Source organism: Marinococcus sp. LNSP9103-4 (genome assembly GCF_056034345.1).
This window is the reverse complement of record NZ_JBQLIA010000016.1, coordinates 58,267-70,755: the sequence shown is the minus strand read 5'-3', so window position 1 is coordinate 70,755 and position 12,489 is coordinate 58,267. Positions and strand designations below refer to the sequence as shown.

Below are 12,489 nucleotides of genomic sequence, written 5' to 3'. Positions count from 1 at the left end.
TTCTTTGGTCGGAAATTCATCTTGAGTGTATCACGAGTGATTTTTTTCGTTGTCTAGCTTAATTTTACAATCGGCGTGATAAAAAGGAGATTTATCGATAAGCTTCATCAAATAATGATATCGGCAGACAATAACACTGATTTTCTGTTTCTCGGCGGTATACACCAAACGATGTTCAATATCGATGCGGGGCCTGTAAAAAAACGGCTAAATCTCCTTTTAATTTCTCTGGTTTTCCGATACCGTCTAAAGCCCCATCTCGTTCTATACTTTTAATCACCTCATTAATTCGTTTGAAAAAACAGGGGGAATTTTCAGTGTTGAAAAAGGTAGACCTTTTTAGTCATTGTATCTATCAACCTAAAAACAACACCATTGTGTATCAAAAGGTCTTGAATTATTTTTAGCACGTTCTAAAAAGAACATGGATGTTTTGGCACGCTATTAAACTACTTTGCCATATTTACTTGATTCGGAGTCGAAATGACCTTCTAATAGGCTTGTCGTAATTCTATAAAACAGCTGAAGTAACGAAGCCGATAATAAAAAGCATAAATAAACAGCAGCGCTTTCTAGAAAGATAGCGCCGCTGTTTATTTACAAATGATTTATTGTTTCAGTATCCTTCACGCAGAAAGCTTTTGTTCTTCGGCAGGCACCGATAATATTCTTCGGTTCCGTATATACATCAGACCGCTGATGACCAAAAGGAGGGAAGCAACGATGAAAACGCTGCGCACTCCCGCTGTTTCCGCCAGTCCTCCAACCAATAATGAAGACAGGCCAAAAAAGCTGGTCAAAATAACGTCTCTGGAAGAAAATACCTTTGCCAACTGCTTTTCTTCCGTATGGGATTGAATCAGAGAAATTTGCGTAACTTCCTGAACCTGCGTCGGAATACCGATCAAAAGGGAAATGAGCAGGGCGAAAGCGCTGGAAGCAGGAAACGCGAACCAAAAGGTCAACATCGCAACACAAAACGAGCTGCCAATTAAAAAATACCGGGATTTGGCCTGAAGAGCTTTTTAAACCGGAAGCAGAGCATGCTGCCAATCATCAGTCCGGCGAAAAAATTTTGTTCGTTATGCTGTTATAAGAAAATTTTAAATGTGCATGCTCTTATCTTTCAAAAGTAAAGGCTTTCAGTTTACCCTAATGGAACTTAATAGTCTTAATCTGTAGGCGGTTCCGGTATTGTGATCACGACATTTCCTTTTTTATACTGTTGATCAACATACCTGTGTGCCTCTGACATTTGATTCAACGGATAGCGTCTATCTATGACTGGTTTAATTGTTCCAGCCTGAAAAAATTCTTTAAGATAAAATAAGTCTTCTTTTTTATAGCCTGCTAACTCAAATAAAACTTTCTTGTCTGATGTCACTGAAGTCCACAGTCCTCTGAGCATCCCTGGAAGACTTGGATTACCTAAAATATAACGTCCTTTTTGGCTCAGGGACTTTACGGTTCGTGCATACGGACAATTCCCAACCACGTCTATAATTACATCGTAACTCTTACCGCTTTTAGTGAAGTCTTCTTGAGTGTAATCAATAACATGGTCTGCCCCAATGAAGCGGAGCATATCCAATTTCTTCGTACTGTCAATACAAGTCACTTCAGCTCCAGCTGATTTGGCCATTTGTAATGCTAAAGTACCTATACTTCCAGCAGCTCCAACGATAAGAACCTTTTGGCCTTGCTGGATATTTGCTTTTCTAATGAAATGTAATGCATTTAGACCTCCAGTAGGGAGGGCAGCAGCTTCTTCAAAGCTCATGTTGTCTGGTTTAATCACTATCGCATATTTGCTCGGTAAACAAACGTACTCGGCATAAGCACCAAACCTTAGCTGGGTAGAACCGAAAACCAAGTCTCCCTTTTTAAATTCAGTAACCTCCTTACCTACAGATTCAATTTCCCCGGATAGCTCTTGTCCCAATATATTAATTCTTGGTTTAAATATGCCGAAATAAATTCTCATGGGGAGCCAAAACAAGATTGGCATTTTAAATTTGCGCAGCTCACAGTCCCCGGCTGTTACAGTAGTTGCATGTACTTTAATCAATACTTCATCGTTTCTGGGAGTAGGTTTTTCTACCTCCTTGAGCTGAAGAACTTCTGCTGAACCGTATTTTGTCGCTACAATAGCTTTCATATAAATCTCCTCCCTGGAGTGGATAAACTCTTGCAGGTTTTCCAAATGAACTATTTAAGCAATGAAATGATAGTCAATAGCGGTCCAATCATAAAGGCGAAAATTTAAAAAAGGATCTGCTTTTTAGCTTTTTCCCCAACAAATATCCGGAACCTGCGTTTAATCCTCCGCCGGGCCACGTGGAGGCTCCGATCATATAGAAATGGCTGATCGGTGTTTGATACCGGGAGTAGCCCACCATAGGGCGGAAAAGAAAATGCTGAAACAGCTGATGGCTGCCGGCCATATGGTCACCCTCTACAAGATTTGGGTTCTCCTTCGGCAGGTCCTCTGGTGAAAAGACGTGCCGGCCTTCAATAGTGTCCTTGACATCAGGCGCATATTCCGCCAGTTTATCAATAACCCGATCGGCATATCGCTCTTTGATGGAGGACCAGGGCCCGGGTTCGATCTCGTTTAGTGCATCATGCTTTGGATGAGCTGGCAGAGAACGAACCATGATCCATACCGCCGCGTTTCCTTCCGGTGCTCTGCTCGCATCGACGGCACTGGGCTGGCCAACAATCAGCAGGGGACTGTCCGGAAGAACATCGTTCAGCGCCTGGGTATGGGTGCGGGCCACATCCTCCACGTACGGTGCCACATGCACGTAAGCGGATTGCGCAATGTCTTCTCCGGCCATCCATCGAAGCGGCTCATTCAGCGCCAGGTGAATGACCATCGTTTTGGGGCCGTATTGATAATTTTTTGCTTTAGAAACAAAGGACGCTGGAAGGTGCTTGGCATCGACCAGATGATCGGCTATTTGGGTCGGGGTAGCGGTGCCAATCACGTCTCCGGCTTCTATATACGTCCCGTCGGCCAGGATCACACCCCTGGCTTCACCGTTTTCGACATGCACTTCATTTACCCAGGTATTGGTTTGCAGCACGCCGCCTCTCGCTTCGAGCATCGTTACCATTGCCTGAATCATCGTTTGAATACCGCCGCGTGCAAACGGAATTCCCTCCCGGTAATGTCCAATGGCTTCTATTAAAGGAAAAGCGGCTCCACCGCTTATATCAGGTGCATAATCCATCTGATAGCCCCACGGAACGACCAGCGACTTAACTTTATCGTTTTCAAACCAGGAGTCGACAAACTGCCGCGGGGACTTGGCAAGCTGACTGGAAACCCTCAGGGCGGTTTTTATTTTTAAGTCAAGCAGGGCCCTGAACACGACAAGCCCGGCTCGGAGAGAAGGGAGCTCCCGCTGCATCAGTTTGTACAAATAAGGAGCTACCTGATCGTATAGGGCATCAAATTCTTTCCAGGCCTCCGCATCAGCGGGGGAATGGCTGGAGAGACTCTGGTGCGTTTTTTCCGCCTCTGTATCAATTGCGAGCCCGCCTCCGTCCGGAAAAACACTTGCATATGGGTGGGAGCTGTGTACCGGGGTAAAGCCGTTCGCGGCAAGCTCCTGCTGATTTTCCATATAAAATCGGGACTTTAAAAACAAGCTGATGTTCATGGAAAATAAATCATGAATAAAGCCGGGAGCAGCTACTTCGCCGGATTTAGCCGCTCCTCCGGGCCGGGGTTCCTTCTCGAGGACGAGTACCTGCTTTCCCTGCTTGGCGAGTTGAATGGCGGCGGCGAGGCCGTTGTGTCCGGCGCCGATGACAACTATGTCATATTTCATATTTTCCTCCTAGATGATTTCGTTTTTCTATACGGTCAATTGTATGCTGAACTCCTATTCTTTTCCCGAAAATCCGGAGGGGTAAGAGCCCGATTACCCGAATGATATAAGCACATTGTTTGTGCTTCAGTATAATATTGTGTACTATTTGATTGTGCACAATTAAATGTAAAGGATGGCCATCCGCATGAATGATTCACCATTATCGCTCGATCATCAGCTGTGCTTTGCTGTTTATGCCTGTTCCAAGGAAATATCAAAAATGTATCGTGAGGAGCTGGAGCCGCTCGGGCTCACCTTCTCACAGTATTTGATGATGCTTGTCCTGTGGGAGGAGGATCATCAGTCCGTGAAAGCCATTGGCGAGAAGCTGTACCTCGATTCCGGGACGCTGACCCCAATGGTCAAACGGATGGAGGGCGCCGGCCTGGTAGCAAGGGAGCGCTCTCCGGAGGATGAACGAATCGTGCTTGTTCATCTTACCGGGAAGGGAAGAGAATTAAAACACGACGCAGCATGCCTGCCTGAGCGCCTCGGCACCCGGCTGGGGATCGATGAGGACGGCGCGAAGCAGCTGCTTCGTCAGCTGCACCAAATTACCGAACATATTCAAAAAGGAGAGATTTAGCATGCAGCCAATTTATACAACTACCGCTACCGCTGTCGGAGGACGCGACGGCCGTGTCACTTCAGAGGACGGTAATTTAAACCTTGATGTTCGTACCCCGAAAGAACTCGGTGGAAGCGGCGAGCCGGGCACAAACCCTGAGCAGCTTTTCGCTGCCGGCTATGCGGCATGCTTTGAAAGTGCCCTGAACATGGTCGCCCGGCAGAAAAAAATCAAGCCGGCCCATACGGAAATCACTGCTAATGTCTCCATCGGCAAAGAAGACGAAGGCGGGTTCGGCCTGGCCGTGCAGCTTTCGGTTCATGTGGAAGGCGTTTCGGAAGAGCAGGCAAAAGAGCTTGCCGAAGGCGCTCACGAAAACTGCCCATACTCAAAAGCGACACGTGGTAACATTGAAGTGGATGTGACAGTAGCTTAACCCGTTATAAGAATCAAAGGGGGCAGGCCCCCGAAAGTTTAAAGGCTGATGCCGGAGATCCTTCTCTGTCATCAGTCTTTTTATTTGAATTAGCATTTAAGCTTGCGAATTAAACTATATAAATATATAATAGATTTATAATATCTTTAATTGGAAGTGAAAAGCTGTATGAAATTTTCAAAAGCCACGGATTATGCCCTGCATGCGCTGGTGTATATGATTCATCGTGATGGAGATACTGTGAAAATTCCGGTACAGGATCTGTCTGTAGCGCTGAATGTCTCTACGACGTACCTATCCAAAGTGTTAACGCGTATCGTAAAGGCAAATTACATTACTTCCACGAGCGGTGCCAAGGGAGGCTACCGGCTGCAGCAGAACTGGGAAAATGTGACCGTGTACGATATTGTGGTTGCGATTGACGGCGTGCAGACGCTGTTTGAGGACAGCTTTGATCACGGAGACGAATGCAGAATCCAGGCGGCCATGATGGAAGCGCAGGACAATTTAATCAACACGTTAAAAAACAAAAAGCTGAAGGATTTGACGGTGTAGCAAATCCTTTTGCTTTATAATAATTATAGATAATAAGAATCTTTAATATATAGAAAGGGGTTTTAAAATGATTTATGATGTGATTATTATTGGTGGAGGACCGGCAGGGTTGAGTGCGGCCTTGTATTTTGGAAGGGGATTAAAACAGGCGCTGATTATTGATGAGGATAAGCCGAGAAACATCGTAACGCATGAAACGCACTCCTATTTAACACAGGACAGAGTGACCCCGCAGACGTTCCGGAAGCGGGCCAGGGAAGATGTGCTGAAATACGAGGGAAATACGCTGTTAAAGGATAGAGTGACTACAATACAACAGCATAATGACGGCTTTATTGTCCAAACGCTGACAGGGCAGTTTCAATCCAAACAGGTGTTAATCGCCTCGGGCTTAATCGAACAGCTGCCGGCCATTAAAAATATCGAAAGCTATTACGGGCAAAGCGTCTTTTACTGTCCGTGGTGTGACGGCTGGGAAATGAGAAACAAAGAGCTTGCCGTTATCAATCCGTATGAATCGGTCATGCATATGGTTACGCTTCTCTCCAACTGGACAGACAAATTGGAAGTATTCACCGATGGCCATGACAGCCTGGCGGAGGAAAACAAAAAAGTACTCGAGGATAAAAATATCCCTTATCATCTGGAAAAAATTGAGGAAATGTCTGGAGAGAAGGGACAGCTGCAGACGATCAGAATGGCCCATGGGGAAACGGTGGAGGTAGAGGGCGCTTTTACGTACGTGCACTGGAGCACCAATTATGAATTTTTAAGCGGTCTGGACGTGGAACGGGATGAAAACGGCCGGTTTGTGGTCGGTCAATTCGGAGAAACCTCCGTTAAAGGGCTGTATGTGGCTGGCGAAGCAAAGGATAACTTTGGCAGCCAGCTGATAGCGGCAGCGGCGAATGGCGGAGAGGTGGCAAGGTTTATGATGATGATGCAAATTCAACAGGAGTTTAATAAGTAAGCATAAAAGCCCGGAGAGAAACAGCAGTTTTAAATACTTACTGAATGCTATAATAAGCCTGAAAGCTAACGAAATGAGGGAGAAAAGTGAGCTATCAGGTTATACACACAACGGTGTTTTCTCTGGAAGAGGGCGGCGGTAACCCGTGCCCTGTCGTTCTAGACGCGGACCGCCTTTCCACAGAGACAATGCAGCAGATGACAAAGGAGTTTGCGCATGAGTCAGCCTTTGTTATATCATCCACACGCCCGGACTGTGATCTAAAGCTTCGTTTTTTTGTCCCCTCCCATGAGATGGAGATGTGCGTTCATGCCACCATAGGGAGCATCACGGTTTTAGTGAACAAAGGAGCGATTAGCCATTCCCCGGTGATCGTGGAGACCATGCTTGGGCCTGTAAATGTAGAATGGGAAAAGCATGATTCAACGCTCAAGATAAGTGTCAAACAGTTCTCGCCCGAATTTCTGAAGACAGTGCCGTCGAAAGAAGAAATAGGCAAGGCACTAAATATTGGAGCAGAGGAATTGGCGGAATGGCCGGTTCAATCCGTTTCGACGTCCCGATATAAATTAATTATCCCTTTAAAAAGTGTAGATACGCTGAACTCGATGCATCCTGATTTTGAATATCTTTGGGATTTATGTGACGAGTTCAACACGACAGGCTTTTACCCTTTCGCTGTTTCATCGCAACACGAAAAATACGTGCAGGCGCGCCAGTTCCCCCGAAGAGCCGGTTATCCGGAGGATCCGGCCACCGGGGTAGCTGCGTCAGCCCTGGGCGCCTATTTAACGGCACATAAAATTTTGCCTCCAGTAAATGAAGGATGGAACGCCTTTCGCATTATTCAGGGAGTCGCTATGGGAAAACCGAGCATGATTGAATCCGAAACGTTTGTACGCAGCAATCAAATTGTAAACACGCGGATCAAAGGAAGTGCCGAAGAAGAGCAGTAATATTTTATACTTTGAGTATGCCCCGAAAGCCTCTCGCAGCGTAGTACGATTCGGCGCCGTTATGGTAGATGAACGTGCGGCCGTACCGGTGGTCGCCAAACAAAGCGCCGCCCAGGTTTCTTATTTCCTCAGGCGTCTGAATCCAGCTTGACGTCTTCGTATCGACCTTTTCCAGTTTTTGAAGGGCGTGGTACTGCTCTTCGGTTAAAAGCTCGACGCCCATAGCCTGAGCCATGTCCACAGCACTTGTTTCAGGCTTGTATTTCTTTCTTGCTTCCAGGGCTTCGCGGTCATAGCAGACGCTCCGGCGACCCTTAGGGCTTTCTGGCGAGCAGTCACAGAATAAATATTTGTTTTCTTCACGGTCATAGCCAATCACATCCGGTTCTCCGCCGGTTGCTTCCATTTCGTTCAATGACCACAGTTTTTCGTCGTCAGCCTCCAGCTTTTCCAAAACAGAAGTCCATGTTAACTCTTCATGGCGGTGCATGTGCAGCCCGAAACGGTCTTCGAGTACGGCCAGTATGTCTTTCTTCTGTTTTGATGCAAGGGGCTGAGATGAATTATTTTTCGCGTCCATATGAATTCCTCCTTTAGACTTTACGGATTTGCTTAAATTATACCATTTACACGAGCCTTGATTACCCGCTGGGCATAATGGGTATTTGTACGAGAGAAAACAGATGAGTCTGAATCATTGAAGGAGGAAATAGATTGGCACGTTTACAAAACAAAGTTGCAATTGTTACCGGGGCAGCCGGTGGCATTGGCCTCGGGACCGCCAGACTGTTTGCAGAAGAGGGAGCGAAGGTGATAGCAGCCGACGTCCAGCTCGACCTGCTGCAGGAGGAAGTAAAGAAAATACAGGACGAAGGGGCAGACATCACCGCCTTTGAACTGGATACCACCTCGGAGGAAAATTGGAAAAAAGCGGTTCAAAAAGCGGTAAGCACCTACGGCCAGTTGGATATCCTGGTAAATAACGCAGGCATCCATTACCCGAGCAAGATTCTCGAAACCTCCCTCGAGGAATGGAATAAAGTCATGAATGTGGATTCGACAGGATATTTTCTTGGTATGCGCGAGGTGATTCCGGAAATGCAGAGAGCCGGGCAGGGGTCGATTATTAATATAGCATCGATGGCTGCACTGACCGGGTCCGGAGCGGCCGGCGGCAACGGCACAGCCTACAGCGCTGCCAAAGGGGCGGTCCGTTCGATGACGACGCACGTGGCCGCGCACTTTGCTGAAGAAAACATCCGGGCAAACAGCATTCATCCCGGACCGATCAGGACGCCAATCATGGGAGAGCGGCAGAAAACCATTTCGCAGGATAACCAGGACGTTGTGCCTCTTCCGCCTCACCACGGGGAAGCGGTGGACATTGCCTATGCCGCCCTGTATTATGCTTCCGATGAATCCCGGTTTGTGACCGGCGATGAGATGGTCGTCGACGGAGGGTCATTGGCATAACAGCCTGACGAATAGAAGTGGAAAAATAGATTATTTTTCCAATGAAGATTACCCCGGTAGCAGAACATATGCTAACGTGAGGGTAATCTTTTTTATTTGAGGTGAGCAGAGTTGAGCAGAGAAAAGAAGACGAAGCTTGATTTGGATCGTGTTGTTTTTATCGGACGCACGTTTGACGAATACCTGGATATGTTTGCACTTTCCAAAGCAATGATCCAGGGAAAACGCATCCTTGATTGCCCGGCCGGGGCCTGTTCGTTTACGGCTGTCGGAAACAGCCTGTGATATTGCGTACGATCACCGGGTCGGAGATCTGAAGCAAAAAGGGCTGGAGGATATTGAGCACGCGGCGGCACACATAACGAAGGCTGAAGATAATTACAAATGGAATTACATTCGCAGTGTTAAAGATTTAAAAAGTAAACGCACACAGGCACTGCACGACTGTTCGGAAGATATGTATCATTCCGGCGACCGGTATGTGCCAGCGGAACTGCCGGTGCTTCCTTTTGAGGACAGTACCTTTGACACCGTTTTGTCCGCCCATTTTCTGTTTATGTACGCCGACCGTCTGAGCTATGACTTTCACATCGACACGCTTACAGAATTGCTGAGAGTAGCAAAAGAGGAAGTACGCATTTTTCCGCTGGTGGATCTGACGGGCGAGCACTGCGAGTACCTGGACGCAGTGATTGAATATTTAACAACAAAGGGTCATAGGGTGGAAGAGGTCTCCGTTTCGTATGAATTTCAAAGAAAGGCGAATTCGTTTCTCCGAATCACAAAATCCTCCATTGGTAATTAAGCCCGTTGGGACGAAAATTCCCTAAATCTGCGTGGGGAATCGCGCAGGAAGGCCTGGAAATTCCGGTTGAAGGAACGGAGGCTGCTGTAGCCGCAGTCGGCAGCAATTTCCCCGATTGGCTTCTGGCTGCTTTTCAGTAAATAATAGGCACGCGAGATCCGGTAATAGTTTAAGTATTCGGTAAAGGTCATGCCTGCCATGTGAACAAACAGCTTGGACAGATAGGGATAGTCATACTGCAGATGTTCAGCCACCGCTTTTAACGTACACTCGGCGGCGTAATTATTATCCACATACAGGAGCATTTGATGAAGTATTTTCGTTTTTGCGGAATACTGTACGGGCCTGAAATCGGTATGTTCCTCTAACGTACTGCATATGCCGTACAAAAAGCTTTTCTGTTTGTAGACAGAGTTTTGGGGCGGCAGCTGCGCGTCCCGCGACAGAGAAAACGTATTATTGACGGGAATCAAGCCTTTATAATCCATAAAAAAACGGCCAATCAATTCAGGCGAAAATATGATGACGGTGATGGTGGAATGGTCAATCGTTGTAAATTCATGCATTTGATTATTGAAAATAAAAACCGCCTCGTTTTGCTGCAGAAGATACTCCTTTTGGTCAATGGCGACCCGCAACTGTCCTTCTTGAACGATAATCAGTTCATAGGCACGGTGAAAGTGAAGCGGAAAGCTGAAATTGGTTAAGGTAACACTCTGAAATGATTCCTGTTCTTCGACTCCGTGAGGCTCAAAAAAGACCACAGCCGGCTCCCCTTTCATAAAACACTAATATTGTCTTATATTATACTATTTTTTGAATAGAAGCATAGGAAGCTTCCTGCCTATAATAAAAATAGATTGATAAAAGGGGGAAAGCTTCATGGCATTTGAATATCATGTAGCAAAAAACGGATCTGACAGCAGTAACGGTACACGGGAAAATCCGTTTTTAACAATTAATAGAGCGGCTTCAACAGCCGAGGCAGGCGATACCGTAGTAGTGCATGAAGGTGAATACAGAGAATGGGTGAAGCCGAAAAATGGAGGCCGGAGTGAGGATCGAAGAATTACATATACCGCTGCTCCCGGAGAAAAAGCAGTAATTAAAGGTTCGGAACAAATTGACTACTGGGAGCAGGTGGAAGGAACGGTCTGGAAGGCAGTTATCCCAAACACGTTATTTGGCGACTACAATCCGTTTACGGAAAAAATATTCGGTGACTGGATCGTACACAACCCAGGCAGGCATCTCGGAGATGTATATTTAAACGGAATGTCCTTTTACGAAGCTGAAACCTTCGCCGAAGTAATGAATCCGGAAAAGCAGACCGAGGTTCTGGATCACTGGACAAAAACGGTGGTCCCTGTCCACAGTCCGGAGCAGACCACATATCGCTGGTATGCGGAAGCAGACAGCAGCCATACGACGATTTTCGCCAATTTCCAGGGTGCTGATCCGAATAAAGAGCTGGTGGAAATAAACGTGCGGAAGGCCTGCTTTTATCCGGAGGTGACGGGAATTAACTATATTACGGTGCAGGGGTTTGAAATGGCTCAGGCAGCAACGCCGTGGACGCCTCCGACAGCGGATCAGCCGGGACTGATCGGACCGAAATGGAGCAAAGGATGGATTATTGAAAACAACGTGATCCACGATTCCAAATGCAGTGCGATCAGTATTGGAAAGGAAGCCTCCACCGGTGATAACTACCGGACGATAAGAAAGGACAAACCAGGCTACCAGTACCAGCTGGAATCTGTGTTTCTTGCCCGTCAGATTGGGTGGAGCAGAGAGCGTATCGGCTCTCATATTATCCGGAACAATACCATTTATGATTGCGGCCAGAACGGAATTGTCGGCCATCTGGGCTGTGTGTTCAGCGAAATTTATCACAATCACATTTATAATATCGCTTTAAAGCGGGAATTTTTCGGCCATGAAATCGCCGGAATTAAACTGCACGCAGCAATTGATGTCCAGATTCACAGCAACCGAATCCATCACTGCTCGCTTGGGGTATGGCTCGACTGGCAGACCCAGGGAACCAGGGTAAGTAAAAATCTATTTTACGAAAACAGCCGCGATCTTTTCGTGGAAGTGAGCAGCGGACCGTACGTGGTGGACCATAATATTTTAACAGCAGACTACGCTCTGGATAATCATGCGCAGGGCGGAGCTTATGTTAACAATCTGATCGCGGGCAAAATGGTGCACAAAAAAATGCTGGACCGGGCAACACCGTATCACGTGCCCCACAGCACGGAGGTATCAGGATTTGCGCCTGTCTACGGCGGAGACGATCGTTTTTACAATAACATGTTTGTAGGAAAATCGGATTTGAATGATGTAGGCACGTCCCATTTTAACGGATACACGGCGTCGCTTGAGGAATATATCGAAAAGGTGGATCAGGTCGGCGGTGACCATGAAGCGTTCCACAGTATCGAGCAGCCGGTCTATATTAATCATAACGCCTACTTTAACGGGGCGGTTCCGTTTGAAGGAGAAAATGAAGCATTTACCAAAGAATCTTTTAATCCCCAGATTACGATCATCGAAAAAGGGGACGGGGTATATCTGTCCTGTGAGCTGCCAGAGGGATTTGAGCAAATGCGCGGGGAGATAAAGCATACGGGCAACCTGGAGCGGGCACGTATCGTGGATGCAGATTTTGAAAATCCGGATGGAAGCAAGCTGCGGATCGACACCGACTTTTTCGAAGAACAAAAAGACGGCGCAGATGTCCCGGGACCGATCGGTCAGCTGCAGCCCGGCAAAAATAAAATAAAAGTATGGGGTTAATTTTTAATGGTACGGTGCCTGTTCTTGATAAACAGGTGCC

14 protein-coding genes and 1 pseudogene are annotated in these 12,489 nt (G+C 46.9%); 8 read left to right on the top strand and 7 right to left on the bottom strand.

Annotated elements, in window-relative coordinates; all coding sequences use genetic code 11:
* Nucleotides 1–30: 30 nt before the first annotated feature.
* From ACTRXG_RS11565 to ACTRXG_RS11545, 5 genes are all read right to left on the bottom strand, one after another.
* Entirely contained in the window at nucleotides 31–165 is a 135-nt protein-coding gene (locus tag ACTRXG_RS11565) for a hypothetical protein (protein WP_474285048.1), read from the bottom strand.
* Between the two features lie 10 nt (nucleotides 166–175).
* Complete coding sequence (locus ACTRXG_RS11560) at nucleotides 176–280, bottom strand: hypothetical protein (RefSeq protein WP_474262222.1); 105 nt, start codon at nucleotides 278–280, stop codon at nucleotides 176–178.
* Between the two features lie 346 nt (nucleotides 281–626).
* A complete protein-coding gene (locus tag ACTRXG_RS11555) occupies nucleotides 627–833 on the bottom strand; it encodes a hypothetical protein (protein WP_474285047.1) in 207 nt (68 codons plus the stop codon).
* Between the two features lie 338 nt (nucleotides 834–1,171).
* Nucleotides 1,172–2,158, bottom strand: coding sequence for an NAD(P)-dependent alcohol dehydrogenase (locus tag ACTRXG_RS11550; RefSeq protein ID WP_474285046.1), 987 nt, complete (start codon nucleotides 2,156–2,158; stop codon nucleotides 1,172–1,174).
* Nucleotides 2,159–2,246: 88 nt separating this feature from the next.
* Nucleotides 2,247–3,839: a phytoene desaturase family protein gene (locus tag ACTRXG_RS11545; protein WP_474285045.1), complete on the bottom strand. Its 1,593-nt coding sequence runs from the start codon at nucleotides 3,837–3,839 to the stop codon at nucleotides 2,247–2,249.
* Nucleotides 3,840–4,026: 187 nt separating this feature from the next.
* Between ACTRXG_RS11545 and ACTRXG_RS11540 the strand changes: the two genes are divergently transcribed.
* From ACTRXG_RS11540 to ACTRXG_RS11520, 5 genes are all read left to right on the top strand, one after another.
* Nucleotides 4,027–4,467: a MarR family winged helix-turn-helix transcriptional regulator gene (locus ACTRXG_RS11540; protein WP_474285044.1), complete on the top strand. Its 441-nt coding sequence runs from the start codon at nucleotides 4,027–4,029 to the stop codon at nucleotides 4,465–4,467.
* A 1-nt stretch (nucleotide 4,468) separates the two neighbouring features.
* On the top strand, nucleotides 4,469–4,885 hold the full coding sequence (locus ACTRXG_RS11535) for an organic hydroperoxide resistance protein (protein WP_474285043.1): 417 nt from the start codon (nucleotides 4,469–4,471) through the stop codon (nucleotides 4,883–4,885).
* 168 nt (nucleotides 4,886–5,053) lie between these two features.
* The gene (locus ACTRXG_RS11530; protein WP_474285042.1) at nucleotides 5,054–5,440 is read left to right on the top strand and encodes an RrF2 family transcriptional regulator; all 387 of its coding nucleotides are present in this window, start codon (nucleotides 5,054–5,056) and stop codon (nucleotides 5,438–5,440) included.
* 67 nt (nucleotides 5,441–5,507) lie between these two features.
* Nucleotides 5,508–6,410, top strand: a complete 903-nt coding sequence (locus ACTRXG_RS11525) for an NAD(P)/FAD-dependent oxidoreductase (protein WP_474285041.1) — start codon at nucleotides 5,508–5,510, stop codon at nucleotides 6,408–6,410.
* A gap of 86 nt (nucleotides 6,411–6,496) precedes the next feature.
* Nucleotides 6,497–7,366: a PhzF family phenazine biosynthesis protein gene (locus tag ACTRXG_RS11520; protein ID WP_474285040.1), complete on the top strand. Its 870-nt coding sequence runs from the start codon at nucleotides 6,497–6,499 to the stop codon at nucleotides 7,364–7,366.
* Nucleotides 7,367–7,370: 4 nt separating this feature from the next.
* On the opposite strand, the gene ACTRXG_RS11515 is transcribed toward ACTRXG_RS11520, so the two are convergent.
* Nucleotides 7,371–7,946, bottom strand: coding sequence for a DUF4256 domain-containing protein (locus tag ACTRXG_RS11515; RefSeq protein WP_474285039.1), 576 nt, complete (start codon nucleotides 7,944–7,946; stop codon nucleotides 7,371–7,373).
* Nucleotides 7,947–8,080: 134 nt separating this feature from the next.
* On the opposite strand from ACTRXG_RS11515, the gene ACTRXG_RS11510 reads away from it, so the two are divergent.
* Entirely contained in the window at nucleotides 8,081–8,839 is a 759-nt protein-coding gene (locus ACTRXG_RS11510; protein ID WP_474285038.1) for an SDR family NAD(P)-dependent oxidoreductase, read from the top strand.
* 189 nt (nucleotides 8,840–9,028) lie between these two features.
* Nucleotides 9,029–9,644 (top strand): annotated as a pseudogene (locus ACTRXG_RS11505) (class I SAM-dependent methyltransferase).
* On the opposite strand, the gene ACTRXG_RS11500 reads toward ACTRXG_RS11505, so the two are convergent.
* Nucleotides 9,641–10,408: a helix-turn-helix transcriptional regulator gene (locus tag ACTRXG_RS11500; RefSeq protein ID WP_474285037.1), complete on the bottom strand. Its 768-nt coding sequence runs from the start codon at nucleotides 10,406–10,408 to the stop codon at nucleotides 9,641–9,643. The pseudogene ACTRXG_RS11505 and the gene ACTRXG_RS11500 overlap by 4 nt on opposite strands.
* A gap of 118 nt (nucleotides 10,409–10,526) precedes the next feature.
* Here ACTRXG_RS11500 and ACTRXG_RS11495 point away from each other — a divergent pair, with 118 nt between their 5' ends.
* Entirely contained in the window at nucleotides 10,527–12,449 is a 1,923-nt protein-coding gene (locus tag ACTRXG_RS11495; protein ID WP_474285036.1) for a right-handed parallel beta-helix repeat-containing protein, read from the top strand.
* Nucleotides 12,450–12,489 lie beyond the last annotated feature (40 nt).